This is a genomic window from Halalkalibacter flavus (genome assembly GCF_036663575.1).
GTDB classification, from domain to species: domain Bacteria; phylum Bacillota; class Bacilli; order Bacillales; family Bacillaceae_D; genus Halalkalibacter; species Halalkalibacter flavus.
This window is the reverse complement of record NZ_JAWRVK010000016.1, coordinates 43,257-62,351: the sequence shown is the minus strand read 5'-3', so window position 1 is coordinate 62,351 and position 19,095 is coordinate 43,257. Positions and strand designations below refer to the sequence as shown.

General features: G+C 36.9%; 18 protein-coding genes, 5 tRNA genes and 1 other RNA gene. 19 read left to right on the top strand and 5 right to left on the bottom strand.

Translation table 11 applies throughout. The features are described from left to right. Positions 1–82 precede the first annotated feature (82 nt). From SAY88_RS12310 to SAY88_RS12290, 5 genes are all read left to right on the top strand, one after another. Positions 83–853 (top strand): metal ABC transporter ATP-binding protein, encoded by a 771-nt coding sequence (locus tag SAY88_RS12310; protein ID WP_332632127.1) that lies wholly within the window; start codon positions 83–85, stop codon positions 851–853. A gap of 3 nt (positions 854–856) precedes the next feature. Further along, on the top strand, positions 857–1,720 hold the full coding sequence (locus SAY88_RS12305) for a metal ABC transporter permease (protein ID WP_332632126.1): 864 nt from the start codon (positions 857–859) through the stop codon (positions 1,718–1,720). A gap of 27 nt (positions 1,721–1,747) precedes the next feature. Beyond that, a complete protein-coding gene (locus SAY88_RS12300; RefSeq protein ID WP_332632125.1) occupies positions 1,748–2,575 on the top strand; it encodes a metal ABC transporter permease in 828 nt (275 codons plus the stop codon). An 18-nt stretch (positions 2,576–2,593) separates the two neighbouring features. Beyond that, entirely contained in the window at positions 2,594–3,007 is a 414-nt protein-coding gene (locus SAY88_RS12295) for a Fur family transcriptional regulator (RefSeq protein WP_332632124.1), read from the top strand. A gap of 166 nt (positions 3,008–3,173) precedes the next feature. Then, complete coding sequence (locus SAY88_RS12290) at positions 3,174–3,392, top strand: DUF1540 domain-containing protein (RefSeq protein ID WP_332632123.1); 219 nt, start codon at positions 3,174–3,176, stop codon at positions 3,390–3,392. 164 nt (positions 3,393–3,556) lie between these two features. Here SAY88_RS12290 and SAY88_RS12285 read toward each other — a convergent pair whose 3' ends face one another. Further along, entirely contained in the window at positions 3,557–4,132 is a 576-nt protein-coding gene (locus SAY88_RS12285; protein WP_332632122.1) for a hypothetical protein, read from the bottom strand. 160 nt (positions 4,133–4,292) lie between these two features. Here SAY88_RS12285 and SAY88_RS12280 point away from each other — a divergent pair, with 160 nt between their 5' ends. Further along, positions 4,293–4,754 (top strand): DUF4190 domain-containing protein, encoded by a 462-nt coding sequence (locus tag SAY88_RS12280; protein WP_332632121.1) that lies wholly within the window; start codon positions 4,293–4,295, stop codon positions 4,752–4,754. A 58-nt stretch (positions 4,755–4,812) separates the two neighbouring features. On the opposite strand, the gene ispG is transcribed toward SAY88_RS12280, so the two are convergent. Together ispG and SAY88_RS12270 are read right to left on the bottom strand one after the other, a co-directional pair. After that, positions 4,813–5,907, bottom strand: a complete 1,095-nt coding sequence (gene ispG / locus SAY88_RS12275) for a flavodoxin-dependent (E)-4-hydroxy-3-methylbut-2-enyl-diphosphate synthase (RefSeq protein ID WP_332632170.1) — start codon at positions 5,905–5,907, stop codon at positions 4,813–4,815. A gap of 153 nt (positions 5,908–6,060) precedes the next feature. Then, entirely contained in the window at positions 6,061–6,411 is a 351-nt protein-coding gene (locus tag SAY88_RS12270) for a hypothetical protein (RefSeq protein WP_332632120.1), read from the bottom strand. Between the two features lie 116 nt (positions 6,412–6,527). On the opposite strand from SAY88_RS12270, the gene SAY88_RS12265 reads away from it, so the two are divergent. The 3 genes from SAY88_RS12265 (at position 6,528) to SAY88_RS12255 (ending at position 9,522) form a co-directional block, all read left to right on the top strand. Beyond that, positions 6,528–7,763 carry an MFS transporter gene (locus SAY88_RS12265; RefSeq protein ID WP_332632119.1) on the top strand — a complete coding sequence of 412 codons (1,236 nt, stop codon included), beginning with the start codon at positions 6,528–6,530 and terminating at the stop codon, positions 7,761–7,763. Between the two features lie 138 nt (positions 7,764–7,901). Next, on the top strand, positions 7,902–8,777 hold the full coding sequence (locus SAY88_RS12260; protein WP_332632169.1) for a DUF1002 domain-containing protein: 876 nt from the start codon (positions 7,902–7,904) through the stop codon (positions 8,775–8,777). A 94-nt stretch (positions 8,778–8,871) separates the two neighbouring features. Next, entirely contained in the window at positions 8,872–9,522 is a 651-nt protein-coding gene (locus SAY88_RS12255; protein ID WP_332632118.1) for an NfeD family protein, read from the top strand. A gap of 110 nt (positions 9,523–9,632) precedes the next feature. Here the strand turns inward: SAY88_RS12255 and SAY88_RS12250 are convergent, their stop codons facing one another. Beyond that, positions 9,633–10,412: a DUF1189 domain-containing protein gene (locus SAY88_RS12250; RefSeq protein WP_332632117.1), complete on the bottom strand. Its 780-nt coding sequence runs from the start codon at positions 10,410–10,412 to the stop codon at positions 9,633–9,635. A gap of 233 nt (positions 10,413–10,645) precedes the next feature. Here SAY88_RS12250 and SAY88_RS12245 point away from each other — a divergent pair, with 233 nt between their 5' ends. From SAY88_RS12245 to SAY88_RS12220, 6 genes are all read left to right on the top strand, one after another. Further along, entirely contained in the window at positions 10,646–12,271 is a 1,626-nt protein-coding gene (locus SAY88_RS12245; RefSeq protein WP_332632116.1) for a Na/Pi cotransporter family protein, read from the top strand. 196 nt (positions 12,272–12,467) lie between these two features. After that, positions 12,468–12,542: transfer RNA gene (locus tag SAY88_RS12240), tRNA-Asn, on the top strand. Between the two features lie 5 nt (positions 12,543–12,547). Further along, positions 12,548–12,621, top strand: a tRNA-Met gene (locus tag SAY88_RS12235). Between the two features lie 20 nt (positions 12,622–12,641). Beyond that, positions 12,642–12,717 (top strand) — tRNA-His (locus SAY88_RS12230). A gap of 4 nt (positions 12,718–12,721) precedes the next feature. Then, positions 12,722–12,798: transfer RNA gene (locus tag SAY88_RS12225), tRNA-Ile, on the top strand. Between the two features lie 67 nt (positions 12,799–12,865). Continuing rightward, positions 12,866–12,958, top strand: a tRNA-Ser gene (locus SAY88_RS12220). 46 nt (positions 12,959–13,004) lie between these two features. Here SAY88_RS12220 and SAY88_RS12215 read toward each other — a convergent pair. Next, the gene (locus tag SAY88_RS12215; RefSeq protein ID WP_332632115.1) at positions 13,005–13,817 is read right to left on the bottom strand and encodes an undecaprenyl-diphosphate phosphatase; all 813 of its coding nucleotides are present in this window, start codon (positions 13,815–13,817) and stop codon (positions 13,005–13,007) included. A gap of 270 nt (positions 13,818–14,087) precedes the next feature. On the opposite strand from SAY88_RS12215, the gene SAY88_RS12210 reads away from it, so the two are divergent. The 4 genes from SAY88_RS12210 (at position 14,088) to SAY88_RS12195 (ending at position 18,508) form a co-directional block, all read left to right on the top strand. After that, on the top strand, positions 14,088–14,696 hold the full coding sequence (locus SAY88_RS12210) for a superoxide dismutase (RefSeq protein ID WP_332632114.1): 609 nt from the start codon (positions 14,088–14,090) through the stop codon (positions 14,694–14,696). A gap of 92 nt (positions 14,697–14,788) precedes the next feature. Beyond that, positions 14,789–16,093: an MFS transporter gene (locus tag SAY88_RS12205; protein WP_332632113.1), complete on the top strand. Its 1,305-nt coding sequence runs from the start codon at positions 14,789–14,791 to the stop codon at positions 16,091–16,093. Between the two features lie 60 nt (positions 16,094–16,153). Next, positions 16,154–16,335: non-coding RNA, 6S RNA (ssrS, locus tag SAY88_RS12200), on the top strand. Between the two features lie 79 nt (positions 16,336–16,414). Further along, a complete protein-coding gene (locus SAY88_RS12195) occupies positions 16,415–18,508 on the top strand; it encodes a peptidoglycan D,D-transpeptidase FtsI family protein (RefSeq protein ID WP_332632112.1) in 2,094 nt (697 codons plus the stop codon). Positions 18,509–19,095 lie beyond the last annotated feature (587 nt).

The following is a 19,095-nucleotide window of genomic DNA, read 5'->3' as shown; positions in this document are numbered from 1 at the left end:
GTAGACAGATTGAAAATAACCTTTATAATAGGTAAGGACAGGTAACAAATCGTAATTGTTCTTATAAAAGGGGAGAGTACTGGTGAATATACCTGAAACAAATGATGCTATACAGATAAAGAATATCTCCTTTCATTATGGTAATCAAAATGTATTGGAAAATGTATCTCTACAAATAAAAAAAGGTTCGTTTCTTGGGTTAGTTGGACCAAATGGTTCAGGGAAATCAACGTTAATTAAATTGATTTTAGGGCTAATCCCCCTTCAATCTGGAGAAATTAAATTGTTTGGCGAACGTGTTTCGAAATTTAAGAAGTGGGAACGAATTGGATTTGTGTCGCAAAAAGCGAATAGTTTTAATTCAGGTTTTCCTGCTACAGTGTTTGAAGTTGTTTCTATGGGCTTATACGGAAAAGTTGGCTTATTGCGTTTTTTAAACCGTAAACATAAGCAGCTCGTTCGCGATGTAATTGAACAAGTTGGAATGACAAAATATATGCATAAAAATATTGGCGAGTTATCTGGTGGACAGCAACAACGAGTTTTTATTGCGCGTGCGCTTGTAAGCGAGCCCGAATTACTCATCCTTGATGAACCAACAGTGGGAGTGGATTCAGCTAGCGTTAGACAGTTCTACGATATGCTTGATCAACTGAATAAGGAAAAAAAGATTACCCTTATCCTTGTGACTCACGATATAGGTGTAATGACAGATCATGTTACTGATGTAGCTTGTCTAAATAAGACACTTCATTTCCACGGAAATACAGCAGATTTCGAGGGAAACCAAGATTTATCGTCATTTTATGGTCATGATGTTCATTTAGTTACCCATAATCATGGGGGGCATTAAAAGATGTTAGAAGCTTTTTTTCGTTATGAGTTTTTGCAAAATGCTTTTTACTCTGGATTGCTTATTGGACTGCTTGCCCCATTATTAGGTGTTTTTTTAGTTGTACGTCGACTCGCTTTAATTGCAGATGCTTTGTCTCATATTACATTATCAGGAATTGCGGCTAGCTTACTTCTTGCTAAACATGTAGTCTTCTTTCAAGGACTCAATCCTTTATATTTGGGATTGGTTTTTTCTGTTGGTGGTTCGATACTAATTGAACAACTTCGAAGTGCTTATAAATTTTACAAAGAGATTGCTATTCCTATTATTTTATCTGGTGGAATTGGGCTTGGGGTTGTATTCATTTCAATGGCTGATGGATTTAATAATGATTTATTTAATTATTTATTTGGAAGTGTAATAGCCGTTAGTCGCTCTGATTTGTGGACTATTTGTATCATTACAGTCGTCGTATTAGTTGTTTTAATTCTTTTTTATAAAGAGCTATTTTTCTTGTCGTTTGATGAAGAGCAAGCGAAAGTCTCAGGGATTAATCGTAAATTGGTTAATTTTATATTCATCGTCATGGTTGCCCTTGTCATTGCAGCTTCTATGAGAATAGTTGGTATTCTTCTTGTTTCTGCACTAATGACTTTACCTGTAGCAGCAGCTATGAGGTTGGCAAAAGGGTTTAAGCAGATGTTTATATATTCAATTTTCTTTGGAGAAATAGCAGTAGTTACAGGTTTAGTATCTTCTTTTTATTTAGATTTGGCGCCTGGTGGAATGATTGTTATGATTTCAGTTTTAATATTACTTATTGTCATTGCGGTAGAATCTGGTCTAAGTATAGTTCGAGGAATTACCGTAAAAAAAACGAGCTAAAAAAATAAGAATAGGGGCTCTAAATCAATGGAATTCTTATCAAATCTTACGTTTATTGAAAGAGGAGTTGTGGCTGGGGTAGTTATTGGCATTATCGCTCCAATTGTCGGGGCTTTTTTACTTGTACGCAGAATATCAGTCGTAACGGAGTCAATTTCTCATATTACTCTAACGGGTATTTCTGCAGGGGTTTTTTTAGGTACAATAGGGCCTCTCTTTCAAAACATTAATCCAATGTATATGGGAGTGGTCTTTGCACTTATTGGTGCATTAATTACTGAACGATTAAGAGATATGTATCGTCATTTTCAAGAATTGGCTGTCCCCATTATTTTGTCGACAGGGATTGGGATGAGTGCGATTTTTATAAGTCTTGCTCGGACAGGATATAATGAGTGGTATACTTATTTATTTGGAAGTATTGTAAGTGTAACGGTTAGTGATGTACAATTTATTATATTTACTGCTATTTTTGTTTTATTCATCATTTTCTTATTTTATAAGGAATTTATATTGAGCTCATTTGATCAAGAGTATGCGCAGGTTTCAGGTATTTCAATGAAATTCATCAATTTTATCTTTGCGCTATTAATTGCTTTGGTTATTTCAATGTCAATGAAAGTGGTAGGGATATTACTCGTTGGAGCTCTTGTAGTTATTCCTGTTGCGGCAAGTGTTCAAATTTCCAAAAGTTTCAAGCAACTAATTTTATTCAGTATTATTTTTGCACAAGTTTCAATATTATTAGGCTTATATTTTTCTTACCAATTTAATATTGCAACAGGTGGAATGATTGTATTAACTAGCATAATTGTATTACTTGTTGTTTTATTACTAAAAAGTATTAAACGATAAATGACTGGAGGGCTTATCTTGAACGTAGAAGAGGCAATGGCGCTCTTAAAAGATAAAGGATACAAACATACTGGGAAAAGAGAAGAAATGTTACATTTTTTCGCAGATCAAAAAAGGTATTTATCTGCCAAGGATGTACTAGAACGTCTACAAAGTAATTATCCTGGGATGAGCTTTGATACGATTTACCGAAATTTATCTTTATTCGCAGAACTTAATATATTAGAAGAGACGGAGCTTGAAGGGGAGAAGCGTTTCCGATTTAGTTGTTCAACTACCAATCATCATCATCATTTAATCTGTTTAGAATGTGGAAAAACAAAACATATTGAGAGTTGTCCTATGGATACAATTAATCAACAATTCCCAGATTTTCAAGTTACGGGACATAAGTTCGAAATTTATGGTAAATGTGAAAATTGTATACAGTAACTCATGGTGCAAAAGTAGTCCAAGTTCAAGCAAATAGTTGTTTGTTTAGGGGCGAATTTGCACTTTTTCTTTTTGGAAGACACTATTAAATAAATTGAGTGCCATTTTTTGAAATACATGAATTGTAGGTCTTGTTCAATCCTAAATGGTAGGAGGGGATGATACTATGGCAAAGCCAATTGTGAAATGTAATGTTGCAAACTGTTCTTTTTGGGGAGAAGGCAATAAGTGCCAAGCTGAATCGATTCTTGTTGAAATAGACTCACATGCAAATCGTGACTATTCAATGGAAGCAGGAGAAGAGCCTTATGAGAAAGCTGAACACCAGGATGCTGCTAATACCATAAAAGAAACATGTTGTCATACCTTCCGTCCCAAAGAGTAACGAGTAGGAGCTGTCCGGAACTAGGTGGCAATGGCTCCGTTCGCTACGCGTCGTGAGTGTGTAAACCCACTCCTCTCAAGGCTTTTAAAGATGTAGCGACTTCACTCATTGTTTCGGGGGTGTCTCAAAAGGTCAAAAACAGACCTTTTGAGACACCCCATTTGTTACGTTGTTTCCTTTAACCAATTGTCGACCCATTCTTTTGCTTCTACCCAGTTATTTGCTCTAATGACATTTTTAGGAGAAGGTAGTCGGTTATACGGTGTATCCATTAAAATCACAGGTATTTTGAATTCCTCCGCAATTGCGACCGCATTATCGTGTTTGTCTTCAAAAAAGATATCTAATTGATGCTCTCTAACAGCATCAAGCTTATCATGCTTTCCCACTAATTCAATGTGATCATAAGGAACAGATTTTGTCAGAAACCAATGTTGTGTGATTTCAGCTAAGTGAGATCTTCTTGCTGTTATATAAATAAGATCATGATGTTTTGTCCATTCATGTAGTGTTAATTCTGCATGTGCAGCTAATTCTGCCTCTTTATATATGAGAGCTTCATGTTCACCCATCCAATCCCAAAATTGTTTCTCTGATATATCAAGAACGGATGTAAGGTCATATTCGGTTAAATCATCTAACGTTAACGATTTCTTGAAATGTTTGTTTAAATAAGGGATAAATGTATTTGGATCAGTGACAGTACCGTCTATATCCAATCCCATTCTTTTCTTTATCATTTTCGTCACCTCATCAAAAATCCTTGTATTCTTTACCTTACACGAAACTAAGCTGTTGGTCTAGTGAGTTTCCTCTGCATGAAAAGATTTACACCGATAATTCTTTTTGTCTGCGTCATACTATGACTGTTCCCCGAAAAAAAGAAAGTGAGGGATTCGTATGACAGACCGAGAAAATCCGAATGATGAACCAATAAGGTTAGTTGATGAAGACGATCGTTCTTTAACATTGGTTAATAACCATGTTGAAGGAGGACGTTATGAAAACGGGAGAGAGGACTCCCGTGACCTTTCATTAAGAGAAGAAGAAAAAGATGAACCATTCGTTACAAATTTCCAAGAGGAAACGGCTGCAGAATATGCAACTGTGAATGGAATGGCAGAAAGGGATGAAACAGCTGAAGCAAACGTAGATGACGCTACTGCAGGTCGTGGTGTCGGAACATTTGCGATTGTACTTTCCATTTTGTCTTTATTCTTCTTGCCAGTATTGCTTGGGGCAGCTGGTATTGTAATAGGTTTTGTTTCGCGTCGTTATGGCTCCACTACGCTTGGTAACTGGGCGATTGGTATTGGTGCCGTTTCGATTCTCATGACAGTCTTTTTCTCCCCATTTTTCTAACATAGTTAGATAATGGGAGAACGGGGAACAAATAGAGAAAAAGCATAAGCTTAGTCGCTTATGCTTTTTCTAATTCACGTTGCTTTTTAAAGTGTTCCTCAGCAATTTTATCAATTTCAATTTTTAACTCTTCAACCATAGTTTCTTCAGGCACTTTTCTAACAATTTCACCTTTCATGAAAAGGAGCCCTTCGCCACGCGCACCAGCTATCCCGATATCAGCTTCACGTGCTTCACCTGGACCATTAACAGCACAGCCAAGAACAGCAATTTTTATTGGTGCTTTAATGCTTGCAATATACTCTTCAACCTCATTAGCAATGCTTATTAAATCAATTTCAATTCGACCGCAAGTTGGACATGAAATAAGTGTTGCTGCATTAGCTGCAAGGCCAAAAGATTTTAACAGTTCGCGAGCTACTTTTACTTCTTCAACAGGATCTGCACTTAACGAAATACGTACAGTATTACCAATTCCCATATTCAGTATAGCCCCTAAACCAGCAGCACTTTTAATTGTCCCAGCAAATAATGTACCAGACTCTGTAATTCCCAAATGAAGCGGATAATCAAATGCTTTAGCTGCCTTTTCATATGCCTCAATCGCTAAGTTGACATCCGATGCTTTCATGGACACAATGATGTCATGAAAATCAAGTTCCTCAAGGATTTGAATGTGATGAAGGGCACTTTCTACCATGCCATCTGCTGTTGGATATCCATATTTATCAAGGATACGCTTTTCAAGGGAACCAGCATTTACTCCAATACGGATAGGAATGCCTTTTTCTTTTGCAGCTTTTACAACGGCTTCCACTTTGTGGCGTTTTCCAATATTACCTGGATTAATTCGAATTTTATCGGCTCCACCCTCAATTGCTTTTAGGGCAAGTTTATAATCAAAGTGAATATCAACAACAAGAGGTATGTTAATTTGTGCTTTTATATCCGCAATAGCTTCTGCTGCTCGCATATCAGGACAAGCTACACGAACAATTTGACATCCTGCTTCTTCAAGTCGCTTGATTTCAGCAACTGTTGCTTTTACGTCATGTGTTTTTGTCGTTGTCATACTTTGGACGATAACTTCATTATTGCCTCCGATAGTCAAATTGCCTACCTTCACGGGGCGCGTTTTTGTACGATGTATTATTTCGGTCATTGACCAATCGCTCCTTTATTTCGAAGAGTTACTCTTCACCTAGTCTCATATAAGACAATCGCCTTCATTTTATCAATGACCGTAATTGTTTGGCAAGGATAAAGTGAAGACGATCTTATCTGAATAATTAATATTGTTGTTCATTTAGTTATAAATAGGGAATAGGTATTTTTTTCCTATTTGGATTTCCTCTGGTTTTATACCACCATTTAACGTTTCAAAATCATGAACAATTTCTTGGATGGTTGCTGAAAGAGGACCTTCATGAAGGTGCTCTACAATTGATAAGACAGTATGACCAGGTTCAACGATCATTTCTTTAAATGGTTCAAACTCTTCGGCCATAGTTTCTTGAATTTCCGTTTCATCAAATTCTTCTATTTGCGAAGGAGTAGCAGTATGTGAAAGTCCATTGGGTAAAGTTCCAATAGTTAGATCATAATAAGTGCTGTATAAAATAACGAGGATGATGAAAAAAGTTCCAATGCGTTTCATTGAGCTTGTCCTCCTTTAATTTCCATTTCATTTAAAAGTATATGTAGTTTAAGACTGTTTATGACAATTTAGAGGAAGATTTTTCAAAACGAATATGTTTGAAAGGAGTGAATACAATGGAGGATGTTCGGCCGTCGTATATTCTTTTTTTTATAGGACTTCTCCCTTTTATAATGGCTATTGGTAATTCTATGTTTATCCCTTTACTCCCCGTGATGCAAATAGATATGGGGTTAACAACAGTCGAAGGTGGCTGGCTTTTAACGAGCTTTTCAATTCCTGCGGCCCTTCTTGTTCCACTTGGGGGTATTTTATCTGATCGTTATGGAAGAAAAAGAATTGCCCTTATTACCCTCCCGCTTATTGTAATTGGTTGTGTGATTAGTGCTTTCGCTGGAATGATGGGAAATGCAACTGGAGCTTTTGAACTGATGATGTTTGGACGGGTTTTGCAAGGAATTGGAGCAGGTAGTTTGACCCCTTTAGCAATGGCATTTATCACAGATCTTTTTGAAGGAGAACAAAGAGTTCGTGCCTTAGGAACGGTTGAAGTATTTAATGGGGCAGGTAAGGTGATTAGCCCGATTGTGGGGGGAGTTATTTTAGCTTTTTCTTGGTACTTTAGTTTTGTATTCTATTTAGCAATATCTCTTTTTGCTTTTGTTGGGATTGTTACTTTCATCCGTTTAAAGAAAGCGCCTTTAAAAGCGAAGGAAAAGAACATCAGAAAATGGCAGAGATTAAAAGGGCTATTTCTTAATCATTGGAGATGGCTGACCCCGATTTTTACATTTGGATTGATAGGGATGTTCCTTTTATTTGGTTATTTGTTTTACTTTTCGTATTTACTCGAAATCAGTGCTGATTTTTCATCCTTTTTAAATGGATTTTTACTTGCTTTTCCACTACTGATGTTAACTATTCTCTCTTATGTAACAGCGCGAATATTAAGAGGGAATGAGAATAACTACAAACGTGCCTTTATTTACGGGGGATTAATTATGACACTCGGCTCTGTTATGATGATTATACAACCTTTATTACATTGGTTTGTTATTTCAATGGCTATTTATGCAATTGGATTCGGTATTGTACTTCCAGCAGCAAATGCCGCTCTGGCCTCCATTGTGTCAGAAAAGGAAAGAGGGACAGTATTTTCTTTTTACTCAATGCTACGTTTTTTAGGAGTTGCTCTTGGGCCGCTCTGCTTTGGTTTTTGGATAAGTAATGTTGAACAAATGATGTTTACGGCATTGTTTTTTGTCACTTTTAATGTTGTTATCTTGTTGTTTAGTTGGAAGTGTTTCCCTGTGGGAAAGGAATGTCTTGTCACGGATCTTTCACGTATCTAGAAGAAAAATGGTACTAAGGTACCTTTTTATTATAGTGGGAAACGTGTTTCTTATTTAGTAGGGCTCTCGTCTAATTCACGAGATCCGACTTAGCGATAAAAATCGTGGTGGTCACAAAAGGAGAAGATGAAAATGAAAATGAAATTGATTTGGCGAAAATATGTAGCTCTTACGCTAGTTTTTGCACTTGTGTTACCAGCGTTTGTTTTAGCTGATGCTATACCGGGAGATGTAATTATTACTCTTGGCGAGGATTTATCTGAAACACAAAAACAAGCCCTACTGGATGAGATGGGGGCAACGCAAGAAGATACGATTATTTATGTGACAAATGAGGAAGAGCATCAGTATTTAGGTAATTACATTAGTGCATCAAGAATTGGAACAAACGCTTTATCCTCTTCAAAAATCACCCTTGGTGAAGAAGGGGCAGGATTGGCAGTTGAATCGAATAATATTAACTGGGTTTCGGATGAAATGTATGCAAATGCTTTAATTACAGCTGGTGTAGAGGACGCTGATATTTACATTACAGCTCCTATACCTGTTTCTGGAACAGCAGCTTTAACAGGGTTAATTAAAGCGTATGAAATTGCTACGGAGATTGAAATTCCAGAAGAGCAAAAGCAAATTGCAAATGAAGAATTGATTCGTACTGGTGAATTAAGTGATTCGATCGGAATGGAAGAAGCGACAGAACTGATGAATCGAATTAAAGAAGAAATTGCCAATAATCCTGTTGAAACAGAAGAGGACCTAAGAGAGCTAATCCGTCGCGTTGCTGCTGAACTTGGTATTACGTTAACTGATGAAGAATTGAACGGATTGGTTTCCCTCTTTATGAGAATGAAAGACCTTAACATTGACTGGAATCAAGTGCAAGATCAAATTTCAAGGGTCCGAGATAATTTGGGGGAATTTTTAAATCGAGAAGATACACAAGGGTTTATTAAGAATTTTCTTGATTTGATTAATCGACTAATTGATTCCCTTCGTGGTTTATTTAGTTCATAATGAGAGAGAGGGAACCTCTCTCTTTTTTATTTCTAAATTAAGTGAAACGAATACCATGTCAAAAACGTAAATGACATAGAAAGGAGGCAGGGGAATGGAATGGTTAGATTCACCTAGTATAGGGTTTGTCGTTGTATTTTTAGGAACATTATTTTTAATTGGAGAGTTGCTAGTAAGAGTAAAAGGACTATTTGCTATCCTAGGAATTGCAATAATGGCTATGTATTTCTCTTACCACATTACAGGAGATGTAGGCTTATGGGTTGTAATTTTATATATAGTAGGCCTAGCATTAATCGTAATAGATGGAAAAGTGATTACTGATGGAACTGTAGCATTATTAGGAGTTGTATTAATGATTATTGGCTTAGCAGTCCCAGCCCCATCTTTCATATACGGTGTATTAGTTTCAATGGGGTTTATCATTGGAGGATTTAGTTCGGCCTTATTTTTGAAGGTCTTCCCATCACGGAATTTATGGGCAAAAATGACGTTGAAAGATAAACTAACTAATGAGTTAGGCTATAATTCAATTAATGAGCAGTACCATCAGCTTGTTGGAAAAAGGGGAAGAACAATCAGTTCATTTCGCCCAACTGGTACGGTCGAGATTGAAGGAGAGCAATATAGTGCAACAAGTGGTGGAAGTTGGATTGAAGCAAATCAGGATATCATTGTCATGTCGGTAGATGGTACAAGAATATTAATTAAATTATTAGAGGATGAAGAAAAGCAAGGTGAGTGAGGAGTATCAATTATTCTTAAAAAAGGTATCTTATAATAAAGGGGATCCCAAAAGGTCAAAAACGAACCTTTTGGGATCCCCTTATTTTAGTAGTTGTAAGTTCTCGCCATTTAGCTAGGAGTGCTGTACTTATGACTTTTAGGAATAGGGATTGACCTAATCGCTGCAAGAACAATAAGAAATGTGGATAATGCAAACGCAGTAAACGGTATAGGGAAGATAAGAATATCTATCCAATATAGTAAGATTACCGGCAGTGTGAGTGCGTGTGCAGTGATAATCCACATATGGCGATATTCTAACTTTCTTTTTCCCTTAATAAAAAGAGCTAGAAAAGCTAGAATCGTAATACTTAAAAAGCCTAGACCCGCAAGTCCTACAAATAGTAAGCTCGTTACGATCGTTAATAAGATCGGCAGGAAATTTAAAAGTTGACTAATGCGATGTGAGAGATCTTCTTTAGAAAGCTCCTGTAAGCCGAGGAGTGAATAGGAGATCGATTGAATTTGCCCATTCGAGATAAAAAGAAATTCCTTTTCTTGTAATGCAATCCCCTCTTTTAGCTCCAACAATTTTCCTTCTGTTAATGTATTAGCAGGATCAATTAGGAAAAAGCCTTCACTCACTTCATCGGTAATGTAGACCTCTTCTTTTTCCAATACTAATGTACCTTCAACTAGATGAAAGTCAGGTAAATCATTTTCTAAAATACGATCAAGCTGTTGTACGCTTGAAACGATAGTAATATTTAAAGAGATAAAATAAGGGATACTCGCAATAAAAATAATCATTAAGACAAATCCAATTGTTGTCGTTATTGGTCGAAAGCGAGAATATGCAATCACTTTTCTATTGTATAAGCTTTTAAAAAACCATTCCCAGTAACTCATCAGTTCACCTCTTTCATACTCAGTTATTTTAACGAATTGCCGTTGAAAATGCTATCATTGTATTTCAAATATAGAGGGCTTTTTAAGAAAATCATGAATAGATTGAAATAAAGATGACTTTTAATAATTTATTGTTTACAAACCCTTGATGAATGCTTAATAATAGACAGGGTGTCCATGTTGATGTTTGTCGAAAATTGGATTTGACTTATGAGATGAAGGGATGAGGATTTGTGGATTTACAAACGCTCTTGTTCATGTTTTTTGGTGGACTTGGTATTTTCCTTTTTGGTATTAAATACATGGGGGATGGGTTACAAAAGGTTGCTGGTGATGGATTGCGAGATGTCCTAGATAAGTTTACGACAAATCCTGTTATGGGAGTATTTGCAGGATTATTTGTGACGGTACTTCTTCAAACAAGTACGGGGACAACAGTCTTAACCATCGGTCTTGTTAATGCAGGTTTTATGACTCTAAAGCAGGCGATTGGGGTTATTATGGGAGCCAATATCGGGACTACTGTAACGGCCTTTATTATAGGGATAAAAATATCCGCCTATGCTTTACCAATCATTGCAATTGGGGCAGCATTAATTTTCTTTATTAAAGCAAAAAAAGTAAACAATTATGGGCAAGTTGTATTTGGATTCGGAGCTTTATTTTATGGATTAGAATTGATGGGTACAGGGTTAAAGCCGCTACGTGAACTTGAAGCGTTTGCTGAACTTACAGTAAGTATGAGTGAAAATCCATTACTGGGTGTGCTAATAGGAACTATTTTTACGGTTGCTGTTCAAAGCTCAAGTGCGTCAATTGGATTGTTGCAGCAATTGTATGAGCAAGGAGCAATGGGCTTAGATGCCGCTTTACCTGTTCTATTCGGTGATAATATTGGAACGACAATAACAGCAATATTAGCAGCAATTGGTGCATCTGTTGCAGCTAAAAGAGCTGCATTGACTCATGTTATATTTAACTTAATTGGAACGATCATAGTATTGATCATTTATCCATTCTTTTTCCAATTTATCAGTTTTCTTGCAGTTGAATTAGGTTTAAACCGACCGATGACAATTGCTTTTGCACATGGTATTTTTAATGTTTCCAATACAATGATACAACTTCCGTTTGTAGCAATTTTAGCAATTATTGTAACGAAATTAGTACCGGGTGAAGAATATAGCATTGAATATAAGGCAAAACATCTAGATCCTCGTTTTATTGGAAGTTCACCTGCTATTGCACTTGGACAAGCGAAACAGGAAGTGTTACGTATGGCTGAATTCTCAGAAAGAGGACTTTATGAAGTGAGTCAATATCTTGAGAATGGTCAGAAGCGACATGCTGAGATGTCTATCCAGTTTGAAGAAGCCATTAATAATCTTGATAGGAAAATTACAGATTATTTAATTCAAATTTCCTCTCGGTCATTATCTGCACATGATTCGAAGATGCATTCGATGCTGATGGATACAGTACGTGATATCGAACGTATTGGAGATCATATTGAAAATATAGTTGAATTGAAAGATTATCAAAAAGTAAACAAAGTTCATATATCAGAGAAAGCACTTGAAGATTTACGTGAAATGTCTGAATTAACACTCTCGACTTTAAAAGAAGCTATTCAGTCTTTAGAATTATTAGATGGTGATTTAGCACGTTCTGTTTTGGAGAAAGAAGAAAAAATAGACAAAATGGAAAGAAAGCTTAGAAAGCAGCATATTCAACGGGTGAATGACGGCAAATGTTCTGGTTCAGCTGGAATTGTTTTTGTTGATATTGTTAGTAATTTAGAACGGATCGGCGATCACTCTGTTAATATTGCTGAAGCAGTAATCGGAGAAGACCACTAAATCTACAGTAATCAAGGTGCCCCTTAAGTATGACGGGTGCCTTGATTTTTCTCTAAAAGTAGGCTTGTTTAATTGTTGGAAGTATGGTAAGTTATAGCAGGAATTATTGTTATAAATTTGTCCTAATTTATTGTTAAAAAAATGTTGACGTAATTTAAAGAGCATGTTAAGATAATTCTTGTCTCTTAATTGATTTTCCACAGTAGCTCAGTGGTAGAGCAATCGGCTGTTAACCGATCGGTCGTAGGTTCGAGTCCTACCTGTGGAGCCATATATGGCGGCGTAGCTCAGCTGGCTAGAGCGTACGGTTCATACCCGTGAGGTCGTGGGTTCGACTCCCTCCGCCGCTACTTTAATTAAATGTTTTACGGCGATTGTGGCGAAGTGGTTAACGCATCGGATTGTGGTTCCGACATTCGTGGGTTCGATTCCCATCAGTCGCCCCATAGAGGACCCTTAGCTCAGTTGGTCAGAGCAGTCGGCTCATAACCGATCGGTCGTAGGTTCGAGTCCTACAGGGTCCACCATTATAGAAGTTGGAAATAGAAGAATGAAGTAAGTTATCTCTAATCTCTATTTTCTTACATCAAGTGCGGAGGAATACCCAAGTCCGGCTGAAGGGATCGGTCTTGAAAACCGACAGGCGGGTTAAACCGCGCGGGGGTTCGAATCCCTCTTCCTCCGCCATTTATACTACATATTCAAGGATCTCTTACTTAGAGGTCCTTTTTTGTTAAATAAGCCTCCATGTGAAAATTCCAAGTCCAATACAGTAAAAAGCAAAATATGTTAATTTAGTGTTTTGTAACATTGAAATAAACCACTTAATCCCTATCAATGCAAAAATAAATGATGATATAAAGGCAATGCTTAAGGAAAAGAAAGTGATCTCTGTTTGGCTTTTTATTAAATCTGGTAATTTTAATACGGTCATACCGATGAAGACGGGAATAGATAGAAGAAATGAGTAGCGAAGTGCAGTACCTTTAGATAATCCTAAACAAAGAGCAGTGAATAATGTACTCCCTGTTCTTGATATTCCTGGGATTAATGAGAGAGCTTGCCCTATGCCGATAATAATTCCATCCTTCCAGTTTAACGTTGATTGTATTCTTGTCCCTCCATTTAATCCATGTTCTATTAATATTAGCGATAATCCTGTAATAATGAGTGAAGCTCCGATTGTTGCTGAATTAGTTATTTGGTTTCCGAGAATAGACTCGATCATTTTCCCGACTATAATAGTAACAATTGTTGATATAATCAATAAAAGTACGAATCTATAGTTTGTTTGTGCTTTATTGTTTTTCGTTCTAATATAGGTTATAAAATCTTGCAGGATCTTACATAAGTCATGGCGAAAATAAACAATAACAGCAAAGACAGATGCGATGTGTAGAAATGTTTCAAATGACAATTTAAATTTTTTTCCGATAGGCACATCGAGAAGTCTTTGTGCTATTAGCATTAGTGCTGTACTAGAGATCGGCAAAAATTCGGATATTCCTTGAATGAAACCTATAATTATTGCTTGCCACCAATTCATACTGTTCCTCCATTTGATGAAAAAGGGTTTGTACATCTTTATGTGTGGAGATTCTTGTTATGACGAAATTGAGTTTAAATCGTCTAGAGTAAGGGTAGAGTAATTGTGGTTACATTATTTAAAATTACTGAGCATAATCGTTGCAAGAATGTTCAAATTTTGGTAATGTATGAATTGGAAGACTTATGAAACAAAAATGTTGCAAAAGTCCATATTTTTGGAGTACATACTCCGCCAATAATCAGATTCACATTAGAGGAGGAATTTAACATGGCATACGAATTACCACAATTACCTTATGCAGCAAACGCATTAGAACCTCATATTGATGAGGCGACAATGAATATTCATCATGGGAAGCACCACAACACTTACATTACAAAATTAAATGCAGCACTTGAAGGTCATGATGATCTTGCTAGCAAAAGCATTGAAGAGTTAGTTGCAAACCTTGATGCAGTACCAGAGAATATTCGTGGTGCTGTACGTAATAACGGTGGTGGACATGCTAACCACACTTTGTTCTGGGAAATTCTTAGTCCAAATGGCGGTGGCAACCCATCAGGTGAGCTTGCTGATGCGATTACTTCAACATTTGGCAGCTTTGATGCATTCAAAGAGGAATTTGCAAACGCAGGTGCTAACCGTTTTGGTTCTGGTTGGGCTTGGCTAGTCGTTGATGGTGGTAAGTTGGCTGTAACAAGCACGCCAAACCAAGACACTCCATTAATGGAAGGAAAGACTCCAATTTTAGGTCTTGATGTTTGGGAGCATGCATATTACTTAAACTACCAAAACCGTCGTCCTGACTACATTAACGCATTCTGGAATGTTGTTAACTGGGATGAAGTTGCAAAACGTTATAACGAAGCTAAATAAGGAATACAAAAGGTCCTAAGGAAAAACCTTAGGGTCTTTTTTGTATAACCGTTTTTTCAAGTGACACACTACTTGTGAGGGTGGTGGAGTCGGTGAATAAGGTATTGGTAAAGAAAGTAATTGGTGATATAGAAGTGACAAGGGACTTAAAGCTATTACTCATAATAGGTGGGTTGTATGCGCTAAGTATTGCTTTGTCTAATACTTTCGTCAATGTTTATTTGTGGAAACAATCAGGTGAATTTGTAGATATTGCTCTATATAACTTGGGATCTGTTGTCATGCAGCCGATTGCATTTATATTAGCTGGGAAAGTAGCTAAGAAAATTGACAGGGTCATTGTATTAAGAGCAGGTGTAATTGCACTTGCTATTTTTTTCTCAACTGTATTATTTTTGGGGGGAAATGCAAATGAATATTTAATTCTTCTTGGAGTGTTAATCGGAACAGGTTTTGGCTTTTATTGGCTTGCTTTTAATGTATTAACGTTTGAAATAACCGAACCAGAGACAAGAGATTTCTTCAATGGCTTCTTAGGTTTATTAACGTCTTTTGCTGGGATGATTGGACCAATCTTATCAGGGTTTATTATTACAAGAATGGAACAATTTACAGGCTATACGATTATTTTCACAATTTCTCTCTCTCTTTTTGTAGCAGCTGTTCTTATAAGTTTTATGTTAAAACGTCGTTCGGCTGAAGGACAGTTTTGCTTTAAAAGAATCTTAAAAGAGCGCAAAAAAAATCCGAACTGGCGGCAAATTACGAGGGCTCATTTTTTCCAAGGCTTACGAGAAGGGACTTTCGTTTTTGTCATTGTTGTTTGGGTGTATATCGCAACAGGGAGCGAGTTAGCAATTGGTACGTATGGGTTAGTGGCTTCTGCAACTCAATTTGTTGCATATTATGTCATAACTCGAGTAATAAAACCAACGTTTAGAAAAAAATTAATACTAATCGGTGGTTTAATCCTATATGGTGCAATCTTTATTATTGTACTAGGCGAGTTAACGTTTGCGAAGCTTATAACGTATGGCGTTGTTGTCTCGATAGCATATCCAATGTTACTTGTCCCTTATGTCTCTCTCACTTTCGATGTAATTGGAAGAGGTTGGAAGGCTGCTGAGATGAGAGTAGAGTATATTGTTGTGCGAGAGTTATTTGTAAACTCAGGTCGTATAGTATCAGTACTGGCTTTTTTAGCTACTGTAACACTTTTCTCAGAGGAAAGAGGTATTCCAATTCTATTGCTTATACTTGGTGCTGGACATGCGGTTATTTACTTTTTTGTTAGGCATGTTCATTTCAAAGAAAATAAAGGAGGAGAAAGCTATAGCTTTGCTAGACAAAAAGGAGGAGATGGTGACCCTTCAGGTGGAAGTGGAACGAGCATGTAGTTGGTTTCCTTTCCCTTTTGACAAAAAGAATGGGTATGCTATAATGAAAGCAATATTAAACGTTGCCTGCCGTGTTAGTCAGCTTCTCCTTGTTTCGAACCTTGATTTTTTAAAGGGAGTTCTATATTGAAACACTGCCAACAAGCCAGCCTTGTTCTGGACGTTGAATGTGATTCTGCGAACACCCACCTACGAGTGTAGGTTCATGAAACAACTGAAGCAACGGCATACGCGGGTTACGACTTTTGCAATCAAAGTAGGCACCTTATTAAAGGTGCCTATTCTAATGTAGATAGAAATTTTTAGGAGGAAACATTTAAGGTGGAAAGAGCATCAAAACGCAAAAAGAAACATCATGTTCCAACTCGGTTAAATGTCCTTTTCTTTGCTGTGTTCGTATTATTTTCTGTTTTAATCCTGCGTTTGGGGGTTGTTCAGATTGTAGAAGGACAAGAGTTTGTAAAAGAACTTGAGGGAACAAGTAATACGACAGCAAGAATTGATGCACCTAGAGGGTTGATGTATGATCGGTTTGGCAATGTAGTTGTTGATAATGAGCTTGAGTTATCGGTAACGTATACGAATCCGTCTAGGTCAACAAGTGCAGATACTATGCTTGGTATTGCCCGAGAATTAGAACAATTAATTGATATTGAGACAGATCGAATTACAGAGCGTGATAAACAAGATTATATTTTAATGCAAATGACTCAAGAGGAACGATTTGACCTAGTTAGTCGAGAAGAACGGAATGAATTGGAAAGTGTATCTGAAGAATACCAATTAGAGGTTGAACGTATTACAAGCGATAAAACTGAAGCTTTATCAGAAGCAGAGTTGCGAGTCCTTGCTATTTATCGTGAAATGTCACGTGGCTTTGCTAATTCTCCACAACGAATAAAACGTGGAATTACAGAAGATGAAGCTCATAAATTAAGTGAAAATTTATATCGATTACCAGGAGTTGATATATTAAGAGACTCTCGTAGAAATTATGTTTTTGGAGAATCATTACGCAGTGTCTTTGGATCAACTGGAACGATTCCAAGAGAAAAAGTCGATTACTATTTGGCAAGGGGTTATGAACGGTCGGATATCGTAGGGACAAGTTTTCTTGAATTGCAATATGAAGATGTGTTACGAGGGCAAAAAGCTGTTGTAGAAAGAATTACGCATTCAAGTGGTGGGTCAGTAGACCACACAATCAATGAACGACTTGGTCAACGCGGAAATGATTTAGTACTAAGTGTTGATATGGAATTGCAGCAAAGATTAGAGGGAATTATTTCTGAAGAAATGAAAAAGGCTGGTAATTCCTTTATTCTAGATCGTTCGGCTTATGCTGTATTGATGGATCCTCGTACTGGTGATATTTTGGCAATGGCAGGTTTCAACGATCCAGCTGATCAATCGAGAGATACGAATGCTGACCATATAGGGACTGTGACCAAAGCATTTGAAATGGGCTCATCAGTTAAAGCTGCTTCTGTCTTGACTGGGTTTGAAGCTGGAGTTGCTCAGCCTGGTAAAAGCTTTAATGATCGACCAATTAGGTTGCCGTCAACTCCTGAGAAGAAATCGGTACGGAATTATGGCTGGGTGAATGATATACGAGCTCTTGAAGTCTCATCGAATGTTTATATGTTTGAAATGGCGATGCTGATGGCTAATTGTAATTACCCTAATAATTGTAATTGGACAAACAATTCGGTAGCAGAGGCTTACAATGAAATTAGGTACAATTTTAGCCAGTTCGGTTTAGGGTCTGAGACCGGGATAGATTTGCCATCAAGTTCAACAGGTTTAGCGGGTGGATCAACGATCTATGGAAACTTACTAGATCTGATGATTGGGCAGTATGATACGTATACAACACTTCAGCTTGCGCAATATATTTCTACCATAGCTAATGATGGACTTAGGATGCAACCTAGGTTAGTCACGGAAATTCGTGAACCTGTCTCGAATACAGAGGAGCTGGGTGCTGTTGTTCAAAAGTTTGAACCACAAGTGTTAAATCGGATTGATATGAATGAGCAATATATCTCTCGTGTTCAACAAGGATTGCGTGGAGTAATGACGAGAGGTACTGCTAGTAGTCGTTTTGCGAATAAATCTTATCAGCCAGCTGGAAAAACAGGTACGGCTCAGGTGCGAGTAACTGTTGGTACAGGAGATAACCGTCGGTTTGTTGATGGGAATACTCAGACCCTTGTTGGCTACGCTCCTTTTAACAACCCTGAGGTTGCATTTGCAGTTGTCGTACCGAATGTGAAGTTAGAAAGAAATGGTGGTAGGCAAGGCATGGCTCAAGAAATTGCCAGCAAAGCTTTAGACGCCTTTTTTGAAATGAAAGATGTGAGGAATGGACCTGAAAGAGCAGAACGTCCGATTCTAGAACAGCCAGATGAATAAAAAAGATGTGTTTCAAAGGTGAAATTAAGCCTTTTGAAACACATCTTTTTATTTTATTCATATTTATTATGTAAGATAATATCTCGTACCAACAGCCTCATCTAGAAGTCTATGTTACTTTAATATATATCATTGCCTCTAAATCCTTTCTTTTCAATCACTGGTTTTATTCGGTCTTTACAGAAGAAGGATAAAATAAAAAGGAGAACAGCAAAAGATTACAAGACAATTATAGAAATTTCCACTAAAAACAACTCACTTTCATTTTTTCAAATATGAATAGTATCAGTTTAGCAAGAAATAAGCTGAAGTCAAATCCCAAAGAATTTTTTACTTAATTCGACATTCAACAAAGAACACGCTTACATTTACAGACTTTTTAGTATTTTCGCTAAAAAACGACACAAAGATCTGACAAAAATAGATGGCGAAAAAAGGCGAATAATTTTTTTTGTGAATCAAATGCCTAACTAGCCTTGACCTGACAAAAAGAGACAAAATGGGCTTCTTGTTTGCTGAAAAATTGAATTGTATGATTAACATAACAAAAAAATAGTCATACTTTGTAATTTACTTACATAAGATAA